At 69.6% G+C, this 18,146-nt stretch carries 15 protein-coding genes; 7 read left to right on the plus strand and 8 right to left on the minus strand.

All coding sequences use genetic code 11. The features are described 5' to 3' along the window. Positions 1-19: 19 nt before the first annotated feature. Positions 20-841, minus strand: coding sequence for a posphoenolpyruvate synthetase regulatory kinase/phosphorylase PpsR (gene ppsR, locus HQN59_RS10665; RefSeq protein ID WP_176068967.1), 822 nt, complete (start codon positions 839-841; stop codon positions 20-22). A gap of 339 nt (positions 842-1,180) precedes the next feature. On the opposite strand from ppsR, the gene ppsA reads away from it, so the two are divergent. Continuing rightward, on the plus strand, positions 1,181-3,589 hold the full coding sequence (ppsA, locus tag HQN59_RS10670) for a phosphoenolpyruvate synthase (protein WP_176068969.1): 2,409 nt from the start codon (positions 1,181-1,183) through the stop codon (positions 3,587-3,589). Between the two features lie 42 nt (positions 3,590-3,631). Here the strand turns inward: ppsA and HQN59_RS10675 are convergent, their stop codons facing one another. The 3 genes from HQN59_RS10675 to HQN59_RS10685 all read right to left on the minus strand — a co-directional run bounded on the left by HQN59_RS10675 (position 3,632) and on the right by HQN59_RS10685 (position 5,983). Further along, positions 3,632-4,147 (minus strand): GNAT family N-acetyltransferase, encoded by a 516-nt coding sequence (locus HQN59_RS10675; protein ID WP_176068971.1) that lies wholly within the window; start codon positions 4,145-4,147, stop codon positions 3,632-3,634. 8 nt (positions 4,148-4,155) lie between these two features. After that, positions 4,156-5,271, minus strand: coding sequence for a GTP 3',8-cyclase MoaA (gene moaA / locus HQN59_RS10680; RefSeq protein WP_176068973.1), 1,116 nt, complete (start codon positions 5,269-5,271; stop codon positions 4,156-4,158). 73 nt (positions 5,272-5,344) lie between these two features. Beyond that, positions 5,345-5,983 carry a C40 family peptidase gene (locus tag HQN59_RS10685; protein ID WP_246294834.1) on the minus strand — a complete coding sequence of 213 codons (639 nt, stop codon included), beginning with the start codon at positions 5,981-5,983 and terminating at the stop codon, positions 5,345-5,347. A 101-nt stretch (positions 5,984-6,084) separates the two neighbouring features. Here HQN59_RS10685 and acuI point away from each other — a divergent pair, with 101 nt between their 5' ends. After that, positions 6,085-7,080: an acrylyl-CoA reductase (NADPH) gene (gene acuI, locus HQN59_RS10690; RefSeq protein ID WP_176068975.1), complete on the plus strand. Its 996-nt coding sequence runs from the start codon at positions 6,085-6,087 to the stop codon at positions 7,078-7,080. Positions 7,081-7,096: 16 nt separating this feature from the next. Here acuI and HQN59_RS10695 read toward each other — a convergent pair whose 3' ends face one another. After that, entirely contained in the window at positions 7,097-7,636 is a 540-nt protein-coding gene (locus tag HQN59_RS10695) for an isochorismatase family protein (RefSeq protein ID WP_176068977.1), read from the minus strand. An 84-nt stretch (positions 7,637-7,720) separates the two neighbouring features. Between HQN59_RS10695 and HQN59_RS10700 the strand changes: the two genes are divergently transcribed. Beyond that, positions 7,721-9,289, plus strand: coding sequence for a 4-hydroxyphenylacetate 3-hydroxylase family protein (locus tag HQN59_RS10700; RefSeq protein ID WP_176068978.1), 1,569 nt, complete (start codon positions 7,721-7,723; stop codon positions 9,287-9,289). Then, positions 9,286-11,181 carry a propionate--CoA ligase gene (locus HQN59_RS10705; RefSeq protein ID WP_176068980.1) on the plus strand — a complete coding sequence of 632 codons (1,896 nt, stop codon included), beginning with the start codon at positions 9,286-9,288 and terminating at the stop codon, positions 11,179-11,181. The genes HQN59_RS10700 and HQN59_RS10705 overlap by 4 nt, the downstream gene beginning before the upstream one ends. A 173-nt stretch (positions 11,182-11,354) precedes the next feature. On the opposite strand, the gene HQN59_RS10710 is transcribed toward HQN59_RS10705, so the two are convergent. The 3 genes from HQN59_RS10710 to HQN59_RS10720 form a co-directional block, all read right to left on the minus strand. After that, positions 11,355-13,034, minus strand: coding sequence for a PhoH family protein (locus tag HQN59_RS10710; protein ID WP_176068982.1), 1,680 nt, complete (start codon positions 13,032-13,034; stop codon positions 11,355-11,357). A 57-nt stretch (positions 13,035-13,091) separates the two neighbouring features. Next, positions 13,092-13,568 (minus strand): peroxiredoxin, encoded by a 477-nt coding sequence (locus HQN59_RS10715; protein ID WP_176068984.1) that lies wholly within the window; start codon positions 13,566-13,568, stop codon positions 13,092-13,094. 83 nt (positions 13,569-13,651) lie between these two features. Next, positions 13,652-14,044: an Mth938-like domain-containing protein gene (locus tag HQN59_RS10720; protein ID WP_176068986.1), complete on the minus strand. Its 393-nt coding sequence runs from the start codon at positions 14,042-14,044 to the stop codon at positions 13,652-13,654. Between the two features lie 77 nt (positions 14,045-14,121). Between HQN59_RS10720 and HQN59_RS10725 the strand changes: the two genes are divergently transcribed. The 3 genes from HQN59_RS10725 to thrC are packed head-to-tail and all read left to right on the plus strand — an operon-like array spanning position 14,122 to position 18,135. Beyond that, positions 14,122-15,348 carry a pyridoxal phosphate-dependent aminotransferase gene (locus HQN59_RS10725; protein WP_176068988.1) on the plus strand — a complete coding sequence of 409 codons (1,227 nt, stop codon included), beginning with the start codon at positions 14,122-14,124 and terminating at the stop codon, positions 15,346-15,348. Positions 15,349-15,358: 10 nt separating this feature from the next. Then, positions 15,359-16,702: a homoserine dehydrogenase gene (locus HQN59_RS10730; RefSeq protein WP_176068990.1), complete on the plus strand. Its 1,344-nt coding sequence runs from the start codon at positions 15,359-15,361 to the stop codon at positions 16,700-16,702. After that, on the plus strand, positions 16,699-18,135 hold the full coding sequence (thrC, locus tag HQN59_RS10735) for a threonine synthase (protein ID WP_176068992.1): 1,437 nt from the start codon (positions 16,699-16,701) through the stop codon (positions 18,133-18,135). Before HQN59_RS10730 ends, thrC begins: the two co-directional genes overlap by 4 nt. Positions 18,136-18,146 lie beyond the last annotated feature (11 nt).

Raw genomic sequence — 18,146 nt, forward strand, 5'->3', positions numbered from 1 at the left:
GACCGGCAGCACGACGTGGTCAGTACATCAGCCGGTCCGGCCGCAGGTCGCGCAGGATCGTGGTCGCGATCTCCTCGATCGACTTGTGCGTCGACGACAGCCAGGCGATGCCGTGTCGCCTCATCATCGACTCGCCTTCGCGCACTTCGTGGCGGCAATTGTCGAGCGAGGCGTAGACGCTGTTCGGGCGCCGCTCGTTGCGGATCTGCGCGAGGCGCTCGGGGTCGATCGTCAGGCCGAAGCACTTGGTCTTGAACGGCGCGAGCGTCGACGGCAGCTGGCCGCGCTCGAAGTCCTCGGGCACCAGCGGGTAGTTGGCCGCCTTGATGCCGTGCTGCATGGCCAGGTAGAGCGAGGTCGGCGTCTTGCCGCTGCGGCTCACGCCGACGAGGATCACGTCGGCCTGCGCCAGGTTCTTGGCCGACTGCCCGTCGTCGTGCTCGAGCGAGAAGTTGATTGCCTCGATGCGGTCGTTGTATTCCTGGCTCTTCGAGATGTCCGAGAAGCGCCCGATGCGGTGGTTCGACGTCATGCCGAACTCGGCCTCGAGCGGCTCGATGAAGGTGTTGAACATGTCGAGCACGAGGCCCTTCGACTGCTCCTTCACGATCCCCAGGATCTCGGCGTCGACGAGGGTCGCGAAGACGATCGGCTTCTTGCCCTCGATCGCCGCTGCGTGGTCGATCTCGCGCACCACCTGGTGCGCCTTGTCGACGGTGTCGATGAATGGCCGGCGCACGTGGCGTGGCTTGGCGGCGAACTGCGACAGGATCGAGTTGCCGAAGGTCTCGGCCGTGATCCCGGTGCCGTCCGAGACGAAGAAGACGGTGCGGTTGGGCATGGCGACGGTACCGGGGTGGCGATCGAGGCGCCGACGCGCGCGCGGCGGCGATGCGCCGCACTCTACCGGAGCGGCACCGCGGCGACCTCGCGGCCGGTGCGGCGCAGCGGGCGCCTCTAGAATCGACCGCCTCGCAAAGACTTCCGCCGCGCGACCGCTCCCCGTGAACCCCGCTCCTCAGCTGCCCGCCACTGCCTCGGCCGCCCTCGTGCCGCCGGGCGTCGGCCGTGAGCGCGAGGAGTCGGCCCGGGTCGCAGCCGTCGCGCCGCCGCGCGCCCCGGCCGCACGAGCCGCGCGCCGCCCGGGAAGCACCGATTCTTGTCATCACGGAGCTTTCCCATGTCATCGACCCACCTGGCGACCGCCCTGGTCGTACCGCTCGACCAGCTGAGGATGACCGACGTCGAGTCGGTCGGCGGCAAGAATGCCTCCCTCGGCGAAATGATCAGCCAGCTCGCGGCGTCCGGGGTCCGGGTCCCCGGCGGCTTCGCGACCACGGCCCACGCGTTCCGCACCTTCCTCGCGCACCAGGGCCTCGCCGGCCGCATCGCCGAGCGCCTGAAGACGCTCGACACCGACGACGTTCGCGCGCTCGCCGAAGCCGGCGCCGAGATCCGTGGCTGGATCGAGTCGACGCCGTTCCCGCCCGAGCTCGAGGCCGCGATCCGCGCCGAGTTCGGCAAGCTCGCCGCCGACGACGCCGAGGCCTCGTTCGCGGTGCGTTCGTCGGCGACTGCCGAGGACATGCCCGACGCCTCGTTCGCCGGACAGCAGGAGACCTTCCTCAACGTCGTCGGCATCGAGGACGTGCTCGCGAAGATGCGCGAGGTGTTCGCGAGCCTCTACAACGACCGCGCGATCAGCTACCGCGTCCACAAGGGTTACGCCAACAGCGACGTCGCGCTCTCGGCCGGCGTGCAGCGCATGGTGCGCTCGGACGTCGGCTCGGCCGGCGTGATGTTCACCATCGACACCGAGAGCGGCTTTCCGGACGTGGTGTTCATCACGTCGAGCTACGGCCTCGGCGAGACGGTGGTGCAGGGCGCCGTGAACCCCGACGAGTTCTACGTGCACAAGCCGGCGCTCCGCAACGGCAAGTTCCCGATCATCCGGCGCAGCCTGGGCTCGAAGCTGATCCGCATGGAGTTCGCGAGCGCCGAGGAGCGGCGCACCAGCGGGCGCCTCGTGCGCACCGTCGACACCGCGCAGGAGCAGCGCAACCGCTACTCGCTGACCGACGCCGAGGTCAGCGAGCTTGCCGGCTATGCGCTCACCATCGAGGCGCACTACGGCCGCCCGATGGACATCGAGTGGGGCAAGGACGGCGTCGACGGCAGGCTCTACATCCTGCAGGCGCGGCCCGAGACGGTGAAGAGCCGCGAGAGCGCGAAGTCGGAGCAGCGCTACAAGCTCAAGCAGAGCGGCACCGTGCTCACCGAAGGTCGCGCGATCGGCCAGAAGGTCGGCACCGGGCCGGTCCGCATCGTCCACAGCATCGCCGACATGGACAGCGTGCAGGCGGGCGACGTGCTCGTCACCGACATGACCGACCCGAACTGGGAACCGGTCATGAAGCGGGCGAGCGCGATCGTCACCAACCGCGGCGGGCGGACCTGCCACGCCGCGATCATCGCGCGCGAGCTCGGCATCCCGGCGGTGGTCGGCTGCGGCGACGCGACCGACACGCTCAAGGACGGTGCGCTCGTCACGGTCGCGTGCTCGGAAGGCGACACCGGCCGCGTCTACGACGGCCTGCTCGAGACGGAGGTCAGCGAGGTGCAGCGCGGCGAGCTGCCGTACTGCCCGGTGAAGATCATGATGAACGTGGGCAACCCGCAGCTCGCGTTCGACTTCGCGCAGATGCCCAACAGCGGCGTCGGCCTGGCGCGGCTCGAGTTCATCATCAACAACAACATCGGCGTGCACCCGCGCGCGATCCTCGACTACCCGAACGTCGACGGCGACCTCAAGAAGGCGGTCGAGTCGGTGGCCCGCGGCCACGCGGCGCCGCGCGCGTTCTACGTCGACAAGCTCGCCGAAGGCATCGCCACCATCGCGGCGGCGTTCTGGCCCAAGCCGGTGATCGTTCGCCTGTCGGACTTCAAGAGCAACGAGTACCGCAAGCTCATCGGCGGCTCGCGCTACGAGCCCGAGGAAGAGAACCCCATGCTGGGCTTCCGCGGGGCGTCGCGCTACGTGAGCGAGCCCTTCGGCGAGGCGTTCGCGATGGAGTGCGACGCGCTGCGTCGCGTGCGCACGGACATGGGTCTGACCAATGTCGAGGTGATGGTGCCGTTCGTGCGCACCATCGGTCAGGCCAAGGCGGTCGTGGGCATGCTCGCCGAGCGTGGCTTGAAGCGCGGCGCCGCCGGCGGTCGCGACGGGCTGCGCGTGATCATGATGTGCGAGGTGCCGAGCAACGCCATCCTCGCCGAGCAGTTCCTCGAGCACTTCGACGGCATGTCGATCGGCTCGAACGACCTGACCCAGCTCACGCTCGGCCTCGATCGCGACTCCGGTCTCGAGCTGCTCGCGCGCGATTTCGACGAGCGCGATCCCGCCGTCAAGGCGCTGATCTCGCGCGCGATCGCGGCATGCCGCGGCGTCGGGAAGTACATCGGCATCTGCGGCCAGGGCCCCAGCGACCACCCCGACTTCGCCGACTGGCTGGCGTGCGAGGGCATCGTCTCGATTTCCCTCAACCCCGACTCGGTGGTCGAGACCTGGAAGCGGCTCGCCGAGCGTTGACCTCGATGCGGCGGCATTCGCGCCGCCGCACCCCGGCTGCCGCTACAGCATCAGCACGTACTGGTGCTTGTCGTGGTAGCGGCCGCCAACCCTGATCGCGCGCGGGAGCGTACCGACCCGGCGGAAGCCGACGCGCTCGTAGAGACCGATTGCGGCCTGATTGCCCGCCGTCACCGTGAGCGTCAGCATCTCGATGCCCGGGCTCTGGCGCGCACCGCCGATCAGCGCATCGAGCAGCGCGCGACCGACGCCCCGCCGCTGCACGTCGGCGCGCACCATCATCCCGATCACGTGGCCGATGTGCCGAACGCTGGCGCGCGGGTCGCGCTCGCAGCCGATCGCGCCGAGCAGGCGCTCGCCGGCCCAGGCGCCGATCACGGAGTGGCCGCCGTCGCTGCGGTCGAGGCCGAGCCGCTGCAGGTACGCATCGGGGCTCTTCACGCGCTCGGTCGCGGCGTCGGACGTGAACGCCTGCGGATAGCGCTCGAGCATCTCGTCGCGCAGCGCCTTGTAGGCCGGCAGGTCCGCCGCACCGAGCCGGCGAATGACGGCCGCCATGGAACGGGTCAGCCGCCGATGTAGTGCATCTCGACGCGGCGCTCGCCGCGGTCGGCGACGGCCGGCCGCTCGCCGCGCAGTGCCGAGTAGCGGTCGTTGCGCCCGGCCCAGATGAGACCGACGGCGCCGGCGATCTCGGCGTCGCTCGCGCCGCCGCGCAGCAGCGCACGCAGGTCGTGACCGCGGCTCGCGAAGAGGCACAGGAACAGCTTCCCTTCGGTCGAGAGGCGCGCCCGATTGCAGCTGTGGCAGAACGCCTGGGTCACGCTCGAGATCACGCCGACCTCGCCGCCGCCGTCGCGGTAGCGCCAGCGCTCGGCGGTTTCGCCAGAAGCGGCTGCGTCGAGCGGCTCGAGGCCGAACTCGGCGTCGAGCCGCTCGACGACGCGCGCCGACGCCAGCACCTCGTCCATGCGCCAGCCGTTGGTTGCGCCGACGTCCATGTATTCGATGAAGCGCAGGACGACGCCCGTGCCTTTGAAGTGGCGCGCCATCGGAACGATCTGATCGTCGTTGGTGCCGCGCTTGACGACCATGTTGACCTTGATCGGCGCAAGGCCCACGCGCTCGGCGGCCTCGATGCCGCGCAACACGTCGGCGACCGGGAAGTCGGCGTCGTTCATGCGGCGGAAGGTCGCGTCGTCGAGCGCATCGAGGCTCACGGTGATGCGTTGCAGCCCGGCGTCCCTGAGCGCCTGGGCCTTGCGCGCGAGCAGCGAGCCGTTGGTCGTGAGCGTGAGGTCGAGCGCTTCGCCGTTATCGGTGCGCAGCGCCGCCAGCATCTCGACCAGGTGCTCGAGATGGCGCCGCAGCAGCGGCTCTCCGCCAGTGAGGCGGATCTTGCGCACGCCGTGCGCCACGAAGATCGACGCGACGCGGCGGATCTCCTCGAAGCTCAGCAGCGACGACTGCGGCAGGAACGTGTAGTCCTTGTCGAAGATCTCCTTCGGCATGCAGTAGCCGCAGCGGAAGTTGCAGCGATCGGTGACCGAGATGCGCAGGTCGCGCAGCGGCCGATCGAGGGCGTCGCGAAGCTCGCCGGTGGGCTGCCGAAGGCTATCGGGCAGCACCGGACGCGTCGCCAGGTAGCGCTGGTCGGCGAGCGGAATCACCTTCTGGCTCATCGCGCGAATTGTGCCCGCGAGGCCCTGGCCGACATGCCGCCGCGGCATTGCGCCACGGGCGGGGGCGTGCGTTTCAGCGCGCAGCCGGCGTGCCGTCGGCGGGCTCGGCCGCGTTCACGCGGCTGACGTCGGCGACCTGGGCGCGCCGTGCGCCGTTGAAGCGCTCGGCCCAGTACGCGAGGCTCATGCTCTCGGTGCGCACTTCGGCGCCGCTGCGCGGCGCGTGAATGAAGCGCCCGCCGCCGATGTAGATGCCGACGTGCGAGAACGCCCGTCGCATGGTGTTGAAGAACACGAGGTCGCCCGGCTGCAGCTCGCTGCGCGTGATCGACGAGAGGCCAGGGGCGTTGGCCTGCTCCTCGGCACGGCGCGGCAGAACCAGGCCGAGGCTGATGTCGAACACGTGGCGCGTGAAGCCGCTGCAGTCGAACCCGCCTTCGGCCGAGACGCCGCCCCGCTTGTACGGCACGCCGATGAAGTTCATCGCGACGACGATCATGTCGGACGCGCGTTCGCGCACCCGGCTGAAGAGGCCCGGGGAGGCAGGTGCGGAATCGCTCGGCGCCTGCACGAGCGAGCGCTCGGCAAGCAGCTGCATCATGGCGTCGATGGGTGCATCGGGCGCCGACCAGGCCGGCGTGGCTCCGATCAGCGCGCTCGTGAAGCAGGCGATGCCCGCAAGGCGGCGCGCCGAGGTCAGGGGTCCATGCATCGGCGCGCAGCATAGGGAGCGCACGGCGGCGCGTCAACCCGAAATGCTCCGCGCGTGCGCTAAGGTGTGAGGAGTTGGGCGGTTCAGCAGGAGGATTGGCGATGGCGGCGACGACGTTCCGGGCTCTGTGGCTCGACAAGGGCGATGCGGGTTTCAGCGCGAGCGTGCGCTCGCTCGATGCTGGCGAGCTGCCCGATGCCGACGTGCTGGTCGAGCTCGAGTACTCGACGCTCAACTACAAGGACGCGCTCGCGATCACCAATCGTGGACCCGTGGTGCGCAGCTTTCCGATGATCGCGGGCATCGACGGTGCCGGCCGCGTGCTCGAGAGCCGTCACCCGCGCTGGAAGGCGGGCGATCGGGTCATTCACAACGGCTGGGGTGTCGGCGAGACGCGCTGGGGCTGCCTCGCCGGCCTGGCGCGTCTGCGCGGCGACGAGCTCGTCGCCTTGCCCGAGCCGCTCACGGCGCGCCAAGCCATGGGCATCGGCACCGCGGGCTACACGGCGATGCTGTGCGTGCTCGCGCTCGAGGAGCACGGCGTCGAGCCGGGCGACGGCGAGGTGCTCGTCACCGGTGCGAGCGGCGGCGTCGGCAGCGTCGCGGTCGCACTGCTCGGCGCGCTCGGCTACCGCGTCACCGCCTCGAGCGGCAAGCCCGATGCGGCCGACTACTTGCAGCAGCTCGGCGCGAGTGAAGTGATCGATCGGGCCGAGCTCGCCAAGCCTGGCAAGCCGTTGCAGAAGGAGCGCTGGCGCGCCGTCGTCGACGCGGTCGGCAGCCAGACTCTGGTCAACGCGCTCGCGCAGACGCGCTACGGCGGCGTGGTCGCCGCCTGCGGGCTTGCACAGGGCGGGGATCTTCCCGGCACCGTGATGCCGTTCATCCTGCGCGGGGTGACGCTCGCGGGCGTCGACAGCGTGATGGCGCCGCTTCAGCGGCGCGAGCGCGCCTGGCAGCGCCTTGCCAGGGACCTGGACCTCGGCAAGCTCGAGTCGATGCTCGAGGAGATCACGCTCGACCAGGCCGTCGACAAGGCAGCCGAGCTGCTCGCCGGCCGCGTGACCGGCCGTGTCGTCGTCGCGCTGCAGCCCTGATCGGCGGCGCAGCGGATCAGCGGATCAGCGCCGACAGGGTCCTGAACTTCGGGTGCTCGCTGGTCGCGAGCCATTCGAAGATCACCATCTCGGTCGTCACGAGGTCGGCGCCGAGTTCGCGTACGCGCGCGGCCGCGGCGTCGCGGTTGTACGCGTGACGTGAGCCCACGGCGTCGATCACCCACTTGACCCGGTAACCGGCGTCGAGCAGGCCGGCCACCGTCTGCATCACGCACACGTGCGCCTCGCAGCCCGCCACCACCAGCGTGTCGCGGCCGTGCGGCAGGCGTTGCAGGAAACCGGGCTCGGCGGTCGCCGCGAAGTGCATCTTCCAGAGCACGGTGTCGCAGAGCTTGCGCAACTCGTCGACCATCGGCCCGAGCCCGTCGGGGTTCTGCTCGGTGCCGATCACGTGGATGCCGAGCTCGCGCGCGGCGAGCGCGAGCTGGCGGCAGCGATGCAGCACCGCCGCGCCCTCGTGGATCGCCGGCATCAGGCGGGCCTGCGGATCGACGATCAGCAGCGTGCAGCGATCGGCCTGACAAAGCGCGCTCATCGGAATCCCTCCTCGTGGAAGCGCCGATTCTGCGGGATCGGCGGCTTCCTAGAATGCGCCTGATCCCACCCCCGGACCTCCACCATGCTGATGTCCTCCGAGGCCTATCGCGAGTCGCTGCGGCGCTACAAGCCGCGCGTCTTCGTCGACGGCGAGCGCGTCGAGAGCGTGGCCGACTGCGCGGCGCTGAATCCGGGTATCAACGCGCTCGGCGTCACCTACGACTTCGCGCTGCGCGAGGAGCTCGAGCCGCTCATGCAGGCGGTGCAGGCGACGAACGGTCAGACCGTCAACCGCATGCTGCACCTCGACGCCAGCAACGCCGACCTGCTCAACAAGCTCGAGGCCATCCGCATCCTTTGTCAGGAGACCGGCTGTGCGCAGCGCTATCTCGCGCACGACGCCTTCAACGCGCTCCATCAGGCCACGGCGCTGATCGACGCGGAGGAGGGCACGCGCTACGGCGAGCGCTTCCTCGCCTACCTGCACGACGCGCAGGCGCGCGATCTCTCGATCGGCATCGCGATGACCGACGCCAAGGGCGACCGCAGCAGGCGGCCGCACCAGCAGGCCAACGTCGACAGCTACGTGCACATCGTCGAGCGAAGCCCGGCGGGCATCGTGATCTCGGGCACCAAGGCGATCGTCACCGGCGCGCCCTACATGCACGAATTCCTCGTCATGCCGTGCCGCAACATGGTCGAGGCCGACGCCGACTTCGCCGTCTGCTGCGCCGTGCCGTGCGATGCCGACGGCGTGACCATCGTGGCGCGGCCGGCAGGGCGGCCCGGCGAGAAGGCGGCGCTGTTCTCGAACCGCTACGGCCAGTCGACCGGCGTCGTGGTGTTCGACCGCGTGTTCGTGCCGTGGGAGCGGGTCTTCATCGCCGGCGAGTGGCAGCACTCGCAGCACCTCACCTACAGCTACGCGACGCACCACCGGCACAGCTGCATCGGGGCGCGCGCGGGGTTCGGCGACCTGCTGATCGGCGCCGGCGCGCTGATGTGCGAGGCCAACGGCTTCGATCCGGGCCGCGAGACGCACCTGCGCGAGCAGATGGTCGAGCTGATCCGGATCACCGAGGGCTTCTACGCGTGCGGCGTCGCCGCGAGCGTCTACGCGACCGCCGACAAGCATTCGGGCACCTTCATGCCCGACACCGTGTTCGCGAACATCGGCAAGCTCCTGCTCGGCAACCAGATCTACGAGATGCACCGCATTGCGCACTACGTGTCGGGCGGTCTCGTGGTGGCGTTGCCCGGCCCGGACGAGGACCACAACCCCGAGACCATGGCCAACCTCGCCGACGTGCTGCGTGCCAACCCCGCGGTGCCGTACGACAAGCGCATCGAGGCGGCGCGCTTCATCGAGGACCTGACGGCGTCGTACCAGGGCGGCTGGTATTCGGTGATCAGCCTGCACGGCGGCGGCTCGCCCGCGGCGATGAAGCAGGAGATCTGGCGCAACTACCCGGTCGGCAACAAGGTCGAGCTCGTCGAGCGGCTGCTCAACCGCGGCTTGCTGAACGACCCCAAGCGCGCGATCACCCGGAACCGCCAGCCCGGCCGCTGCTGCGACACGGGCTGCACGCCGGCGGGCCAGCCGATGATGCTCGAGATGCCCAAGCCCGTTTCGGGAAGGACCCGCGAATGACGACCTACGCCGAGTTCCACCGCCGCTCGCTCACCGACCGCGACGCGTTCTGGCGCGAGCAGGCCGCGCTCATCGACTGGCAGCAGCCGTTCGAGACCGTCTGCGACGATTCGAATCCACCGTTCACGCGCTGGTTCCCCGGCGGCACGACCAACCTCTGCCACAACGCGGTCGACCGCCACGTCGCGGCGCGTGGCGAGCAGGCGGCGCTGATCCACGTCTCGACCGAGACCGGCACCGAGCGTGTCTACAGCTTCGCCGAGCTGCACGTCGAGGTGCAGCGCATGGCAGCCATCCTCGTGGGCTTCGGCGTCGGCAAGGGCGACCGCGTGCTCATCTACATGCCGATGGTGCCGGAGGCCGTGTTCGCCATGCTCGCCTGCGTGCGGGTCGGCGCAATCCACTCGGTGGTGTTCGGCGGCTTCGCGAGCGCGAGCCTCGCAAGCCGCATCGACGACGCCGAGCCCACGGTGGTGATCAGCGCCGACGCGGGCAGCCGCTCGGGCAAGGTCATCGCGTACAAGCCGCTGCTCGACGAGGCGATCGCGACGGCGCGCCACAAGCCTGCGAGCGTGCTGCTGGTCGACCGCGGTCTCGCCGCGATGAGTCGCGTCGCGGAGCGCGACCACGACTACGCGGCGCTGCGCGAGGCGAACCTCGATGCGCAGGTGCCGTGCACCTTCGTCGATGCCACGCACCCGAGCTACACGCTCTACACCAGCGGCACGACGGGGCGGCCGAAGGGCGTGCAGCGCGACACCGGCGGCTACGCGGTGGCCCTCGCGGCCAGCATGAAGCACGTGTTCTGCGGCAACGCCGGCGAAACGTACTTCTCGACCAGCGACATCGGCTGGGTCGTGGGTCACAGCTACATCGTCTACGGCCCGCTGATCGCCGGGATGGCGACCATCCTCTACGAGGGCCTGCCGATCCGGCCCGACGCCGGCGTCTGGTGGAGCCTGGTCGAGAAGTACCGGGTCAGCGTGATGTTCAGCGCGCCGACCGCGGTGCGGGTGCTGAAGAAGCACGACCCGGCGCACCTGCGCGCGCACGACCTCTCGTCGCTGCGCGCGCTGTTCCTCGCCGGCGAGCCGCTCGACGAGCCGACCGCAAGCTGGATCGCCGGCGCGCTCGGCAAGCCCGTGATCGACAACTACTGGCAAACCGAAAGCGGCTGGCCGATCCTCACCATCGCGGGCGGGGTCGAGGCGCTGCCGACCCGGTTCGGCAGCCCCGGCGTTCCGATGGCCGGCTACGACGTGAGGCTGGTCGACGAGGCGACCGGCGAGGACATCGTCGAGCCGAACCGCAAGGGCATCGTCGCGATCGCCGGGCCCACGCCGCCCGGCTTCATGCAGACGGTCTGGCGCGACGACGCGCGCTTCGTCGAGACCTACTGGAAGAGCATCCCAGGGCGGCTGCTCTACAACACCTTCGACTGGGGCATCCGCGACGCCGACGGCTACTACTTCATCCTCGGCCGTACCGACGACGTGATCAACGTCGCCGGACACCGGCTCGGCACGCGAGAGATCGAGGAGAGCATCTCGAGCCACCCGAACGTCGCCGAGGTCGCGGTGGTCGGTGTCGCCGATCCGGTGAAGGGGCAGGTCGCGATCGCGTTCGTGGTCGCCCGCGACGCCGCGGGCCTGGGGGACGCCGGCGCACGGATGCGCTTCGAGGGCGACGTGATGAAGACGGTCGACACCCGCCTCGGCGCGTTGGCGCGGCCGGCACGCGTCCACCTGGTCGCGGCGCTGCCGAAGACGCGGTCGGGCAAGCTGCTGCGCCGCGCGCTGCAGGCGGTCTGCGAGGGGCGCGACCCGGGCGACCTCACGACGATCGAGGATCCGGGCGCGCTGCAGGCGATCCGCGCGCTGATCGGCGGCTGACCTGGTCGGCGGCGCTCGCGCAGGGCGAGTTCCGGAGGCTCTGTCCCGCGGCGGAAGCGCTGGAGCCGCGCAAGCCCGCCACTGTGGTTTCGCGCGTCCGGGGTACCAAGCCGGCGGCGAGGCGCCGCAGCGCCTCGCTCGAGATCCCGCGGCGTGCCTGCCGCGCCGGTGGCTTAGAGCGCTTCGCTCGCGAAGTCGGCAAGCCGCGAGCGCTCTCCGCGCGCCAGCGTCACGTGGCCCGAGTGCGGCCACCCCTTGAAGCGGTCGACGGCGTAGGTGAGCCCCGAGCTGCCCTCGGTCAGATAGGGCGTGTCGATCTGCGCGAGGTTGCCGAGGCAGACGATCTTGGTGCCCGGCCCGGCGCGCGTGATCAGCGTCTTCATCTGCTTGGGCGTCAGGTTCTGCGCCTCGTCGATGATCACGTACTTGTTGAGAAAGGTGCGGCCGCGCATGAAGTTGAGGCTCTTGATCTTGATGCGCGAGCGCACCAGATCCTGCGTGGCCGCGCGGCCCCATTCGCCGGCGCCGTTGTCGGTCTTGGCGAGCACCTCGAGGTTGTCGTCGAGCGCGCCCATCCACGGGCTCATCTTCTCTTCCTCGGTGCCCGGCAGGAAGCCGATGTCCTCGCCGACCGGCACCGTCACGCGGGTGACGATGATCTCGGTGTAGCGCCGGTCGTCCATCACCTGCGAGAGGCCCGCGGCGAGCGACATCAGCGTCTTGCCCGAGCCGGCGGTGCCCGACAGCGTGATGAAGTCGCAGTCGGGGTCCATCAGCAGGTTGAGCGCGAAGTTCTGCTCGCGGTTGCGCGCGAGCACGCCCCACACCGAGTTGCGCTGCGAGGTGTAGTCCTTGAGCGTGCGCAGGACCGCGGTCTTGCCGGTGATCTCGACCACCTTGGCGTAGAGCGCAGGCGTGCCGGGTGCCTCGAGGTAGACGAACTGGTTGATCAGCATCGCCGGCACCATCGGGCCGCCGACCCGGTAGTAGGTGTAGCCGCCCTGTTGCCAGCTCTCGACCTGGCCGTTGCGTTCCCAGAAGTCGACCGGCAGCGGCAGCACGCCCGTGTACAGCAAGTCTCCGTCGTCGAGCGTCTTGTCGTTGAAGTAGTCCTCGGCGGGCAGCCCGAGGGCGCGCGCCTTGATCCGCATGTTGATGTCTTTCGACACCAGCACGACTTCGCGGCCCGGCCGCTGCTCGCGCAGTGCCTGCACCACCCCGAGGATCTGGTTGTCGGCCTTGCCCTGCGGCAGGCCGGCAGGCAGCGTGACGTCGATCAGATCGGTCTGGAAGTAGAGCTTGCCGCTCGCTTCACGATGACCGGTGCCATTGAGCGGCAGACCCTCGCTGCGCCCCGAGACGTCGCGGGTCGGCATGTTGGCCGCGAGCGCGTCGAGGTCGCGGCTCACCTGGCGCGCGTTGCGCGCGACCTCGGTCATCCCCCGCTTGTGCCCGTCGAGCTCCTCGAGGGTGATCATCGGCAGGTAGATGTCGTGTTCCTCGAAGCGGAACAGCGACGTCGGGTCGTGCATCAGCACGTTGGTGTCGAGGACGAACAGCGTGGTCGGGCCGCTGCCGCGCGGCTTGCGCGGGCGCACCGGCTGGACCGTCGGGGCCGCTGCCGGACGCCGCGGCGTGGTGGCTGCCGCCGGCGTGGCGACCGCAGTGGCGGGCGGCGCCTCCTGCAGCGGCGCGTCGAGCGGCTCGGCGGGAATCGCCGCAGCGGCCGAGCGCTTGAGCAGCGCGGCGCCGCGCGAGGTCGCGCTCTTCTTGCGCGGGCCCGGCGCGGCCGCTTCGTAGTCGGCCGTCGCGAGCACGTCGGCACGCTTGGCGGGAGGTCGGGGCAACGGCATGACGGTTCCGGGGTCGGGATGCGACCGGGTGCGTCGCGGGAGCGGAGTCTGGGGTGCTCAGGCCGCCTTCTTCAGCGCCTTCACCGCCTTCAGCACGTCTTCCACGTGACCCGCGACGGTAAGGCCGCGCCACTCGGCGCGCAGGATGCCGCTCGCGTCGATCAGGAAGGTGCTGCGCTCGATGCCCTTGACCTTCTTGCCGTACATGATCTTGTTCTTGACGACCCCGAACATGTGGCAGAGCTTTTCTTCGGTGTCGGCGATCAGTTCGAACGGCAGCTCGAGCGCCTGCTTGAAGCGCTCGTGCGACGCCATGTTGTCGCGCGACACGCCGAACAGGACCGCACCGGCCTGCACGAACTCGTCGTAGTTGTCGCGGAACTGCATGGCCTCGGTGGTGCACCCCGGAGTGTTGTCCTTGGGGTAGAAATACAGCACGACGATCTTGCCCGCGTACGCCTGCGGCGTGAATTTCACGCCCCCTGTTGCAAGCGCTTCGAAGTCCGGAATGGCTTTGTTGAGGGCAGGCGTCATGTAATAGCGGGTGTTTGCGTCCGCGCGAGGCGTAACCGGGGATTATAGGGCTTGGGCCCGGCCTTCCTTCACGTTCCGCCTCCTCACGAGGCGGTATTCCCCCGGGTTTCGAAGAGCAGCGCGGCCACCACCGAACGCCCCTCGGCGATCAGCACGTTGTAGGTGCGACAGGCTGCCGCGGTGTCCATCGTCTCGACGCCGATCCCGCTTCCGAGCAGCGGCCGCAGCAAGGCCGGGCGTACGAAGCGCAGGCGGGCGCCGCTGCCGAACAGCACCAGCTCCGGGGCGAGCGCCGCGACCTTCTCGAAGTGCTCGACGGCGAGCTGCTCGAAGGCGTCGACCTCCCAGCGCTCGACGTCGCCGCGCCACGCGACCAGCGTGCTGTGCGTGTACTCGACGCCGTTGACGATGATGCCGTCCGGGCCGTGGCGTGAAATCGCGTTCTGGCCCTCCTGTCGGTCGGCGCGCATCTTCATGGTCTTCCCCTCGTGACGTGGGAATGCGGGGGCAAACCCTTGTGGTTAAATTCTAGGTTTGCAGTCTGGAGGCCGCTTTGCATCCCGTACCGAAGTCGAGCAAGCTGGCCGGCGTGTGTTACGACATCCGCGGCCCGGTGCTGGAGAAGGCGCGCCGGATGGAAGAGGATGGTCAGCACATCATCAAGCTGAACATCGGCAACATCGCGGCGTTCGGGCTCGAGCCGCCCGACGAGATCGTGCAGGACATGATCCGCAACCTGCCCGATGCCGCCGGCTACACCGACAGCAAGGGCCTGTTCGCGCCGCGCAAGGCGGTGGTCCACTACTCGCAGCAGAAGCGGATCGCCGGCGTCACCGTCGACGACGTTTATCTCGGCAACGGCGCGTCGGAGCTCATCACGCTCAGCATGAACGCGCTGCTCAACAACGGCGACGAGGTGCTGATCCCGGCGCCCGACTACCCGCTCTGGACCGCCTCGGTGGCGCTCTCGGGCGGCACGCCGGTGCACTACATCTGCGACGAGCAGTCCGACTGGATGCCCGATCTCGCCGACATGGCGGCCAAGATCACCGAGCGCACGCGCGCGATCGTCGTCATCAACCCGAACAACCCGACGGGCGCGCTCTATCCGGTCGAGATCCTGCAGGGCATCGTCGAGCTGGCTCGGCGCCATCAGCTGATCGTGGTGGCCGACGAGATCTACGACAAGACCGTCTACGACGGCAACGTGCACACCAGCATCGCGTCGCTCGCCGACGACGTGCTGTTCCTGACGCTCAACGGCCTGTCGAAGAACTACCGCAGCTGCGGCTACCGCGCCGGCTGGATGATCGTGTCGGGCGCGCGCGCCCACGCCCGCGACTACATCGAGGGCCTCAACATGCTGGCGTCGATGCGCCTGTGCGCCAACACGCCGGGGCAGCTCGCCATCCAGACGGCGCTCGGCGGCTACCAGAGCATCGACGACCTCGTCGCGCCGGGCGGGCGCCTGTGCCGCCAGCGCGACCTCGCGCACAAGCTGCTGTCCGAGATCCCCGGCGTGTCGGTGGTCAAGCCTAAGGCGGCGCTCTACATGTTCCCGCGCCTCGACCCGAAGCTCTATCCGATCGCGGACGACCAGCAGTTCGCCTACGAGCTGCTTGCCGAGCAGAAGGTGCTGATCGTCCAGGGCACTGGTTTCAACTGGCCCAACCCCGACCATTTCCGCGTCGTCTTCCTGCCGAACTCCGACGACCTGACCGAGGCGATCGGGCGCATCGCGCGCTTTCTCGACAACTACCGGGCGCGCCATGCGTCCTGAAAGCACTGCCATGAAGGCGATCGAAGTCGGCCTGCTCGGGATCGGCACCGTCGGCGGCGGAACGTTCCGCGTGCTGCAGCGCAACGAGGAAGAGATCCGCCGGCGCGCCGGTCGCGCCATCCGCATCTCGATGGTCGCCGACCTCGACACCGCGCGCGCCGAGCAGGTCGTGGGCGGCGCGGCGAAAGTGGTCGGCGACGCGCGCGCGGTGATCGCGAACCCCGACATCGACGTCGTCGTCGAGCTGATCGGCGGCACCGGCCTCGCCAAGGCGCTCGTGCTCGAGGCGATCGCTGCCGGCAAGCACGTCGTCACCGCCAACAAGGCGCTGCTCGCGATCCACGGCACCGAGATCTTCGCGGCGGCGCGCGCCAAGGGCGTGGTGGTCGCGTTCGAGGCGGCGGTCGCCGGCGGCATTCCCATCATCAAGGCGCTGCGCGAGGGCCTGAGCGCGAACCGCCTCGAATGGGTCGCCGGCATCGTCAACGGCACCACCAACTACATCCTGTCGGAGATGCGCTCGAAGGGCGTCGACTTCGCCGCCGCGCTGAAGGACGCACAGGCGCTCGGCTACGCCGAGGCCGACCCGACCTTCGACGTCGAGGGCGTCGACGCCGCGCACAAGGCGACGCTCGTCGGCGCGATCGCGTTCGGCATTCCGGTGCAGTTCGCGAGCGCCTACGTCGAGGGCATCGGCGCGCTGCAGGCCGCCGACATCGCCTATGCCGAGCAGCTCGGCTATCGGCTCAAGCTGCTCGCGATCACCAAGCGCCGCGACGACCTGCAGCAGCAGGGCGGCGCGACCGGCATCGAGCTGCGCGTGCACCCGACGCTGGTGCCCGCCAAGCGGCTGATCGCCAACGTCGAGGGCGCGATGAACGCGGTGCTGGTGCACGGCGACGCGGTCGGCACGACCATGTACTACGGCAAGGGCGCCGGCGCCGAGCCGACCGCCTCGGCCGTGATCGCCGACCTCGTCGACATCGCACGGCTCATCACGGCCGATCCCGACCACCACGTGCCGCACCTCGCGTTCCAGCCGGCCGAGATGCACGACACGCCGGTGCTGCCGATCGAGGCCGTGATCACGTCGTTCTACCTGCGCCTGCAGGTCGAAGACCGCACCGGCGTGCTGGCCCGCATCACGCGCATCCTCGCCGACAACGACATCTCCATCGACGCGCTGCTGCAGCGCCCGGCCGAGAGCGACGCGCCCGGCGCGAGCCGCACCGACGTGATCATCCTCACCCACGACACCGTCGAGGGCCGCATGACGCGCGCCATTGCCGAGATGCAGGCGCTGCCGACCGTGCTCGCGCCGATCGTCCGCATTCGCAAGGAAGAGCTCGGTTGAAGTACATCAGCACGCGCGGCGACGCCCAGCCGCGCAGCTTTTCCGAGATCCTGCTCGCCGGTCTGGCGCCCGATGGCGGGCTCTACCTGCCGGTGTCGTATCCGCAGCTCGACGCCGCGACGCTCGAGCGCTGGCGCGGCATGCGCTACGCCGAGGTGGCGTGCGAGCTGCTGTCGATGTACATCGACGACATCCCGCCGGCCGACCTGCGCGACCTCGTCGAGCGCACCTACACCGTGGAGGCGTTCGGCGACGAGCGCATCACGCCGCTGCAGCCGCTCGACGAAGGCGTGTACCTCGAGCAGCTCTCGAATGGTCCGACGCTCGCGTTCAAGGACATGGCGATGCAGCTGCTCGGCAACCTGTTCGAGTACGAACTCGGGCGGCGCGGCGAGACGCTCAACGTGCTCGGCGCGACCTCGGGCGACACCGGCAGCGCGGCCGAGTACGCGCTGCGCGGCAAGCGCGGCATCAACGTCTTCATGCTCTCGCCGGCGGGCCGGATGAGCCCGTTCCAGCAGGCGCAGATGTTCAGCCTGCTCGACCCGAACATCCACAACCTCGTCGTCGACGGCGTGTTCGACGACTGCCAGGACCTCGTCAAGGCGGTCTCGAACGACCTCGCGTTCAAGCGCCGCCACCGCATCGGCACCGTCAACTCGATCAACTGGGCGCGCCTCCTGGCGCAGGTCGTCTACTACGTGGTCGGCTACCTGCAGGCGGCCAGGCGCGTAGGCGATCCGGTCAGCTTCGCGGTGCCGTCGGGCAATTTCGGCAACATCTGCGCCGGCCATGTCGCGCGGATGATGGGGCTGCCGATCCGTCGCCTGGTGCTCGCGACCAACGAGAACAACGTGCTCGAGGAGTTCTTCCGCACCGGCACCTACCGGGTGCGCTCGGGCGCCGAGACGCACGAGACGTCGAGCCCCTCGATGGACATCTCGAAGGCTTCGAATTTCGAGCGGTTCGTGTACGACGTGGTCGGGCGCGACCCGGCGCGCACGCGCGAGCTGTTCGTCGCCGGCGTCGAGCGCGAGCGCCGCTTCAGCTTCGACGAGGCCGACCGTGCCGAGGTCGAACGCTTCGGCATCGTCGCCGGTACCAGCACCCATGCCGACCGTCTGGCGACGATCCGCGACACCTGGGAACGCTTCGGCCGCGTGATCGACACGCACACCGCCGACGGCCTCTACGTGGCGCGGCGCCACGTCGAGCCGGGCGTTCCGATGATCGTGCTCGAGACCGCCCTCGCCGCGAAGTTCAGCGCCACCGTCGTCGAGGCGATCGGCATCGAGCCGCCGCGGCCGCCGCGCCTTGCCGGGCTCGAGGCGTTGCCGCGCCGCTTCGAAGCGCTGCCGCGCGACGTCGAAGCGCTCAAGCGCCTGATCGCCGCGCGCGACGAGCCGGCGACTGCCGACGTCGGCACGCGCTGACGCTGCCTCCC

The sequence above is a fragment of the Rhizobacter koreensis genome, from assembly GCF_013366375.1.
Classification (GTDB): Bacteria; Pseudomonadota; Gammaproteobacteria; order Burkholderiales; family Burkholderiaceae_C; genus Schlegelella_A; species Schlegelella_A koreensis.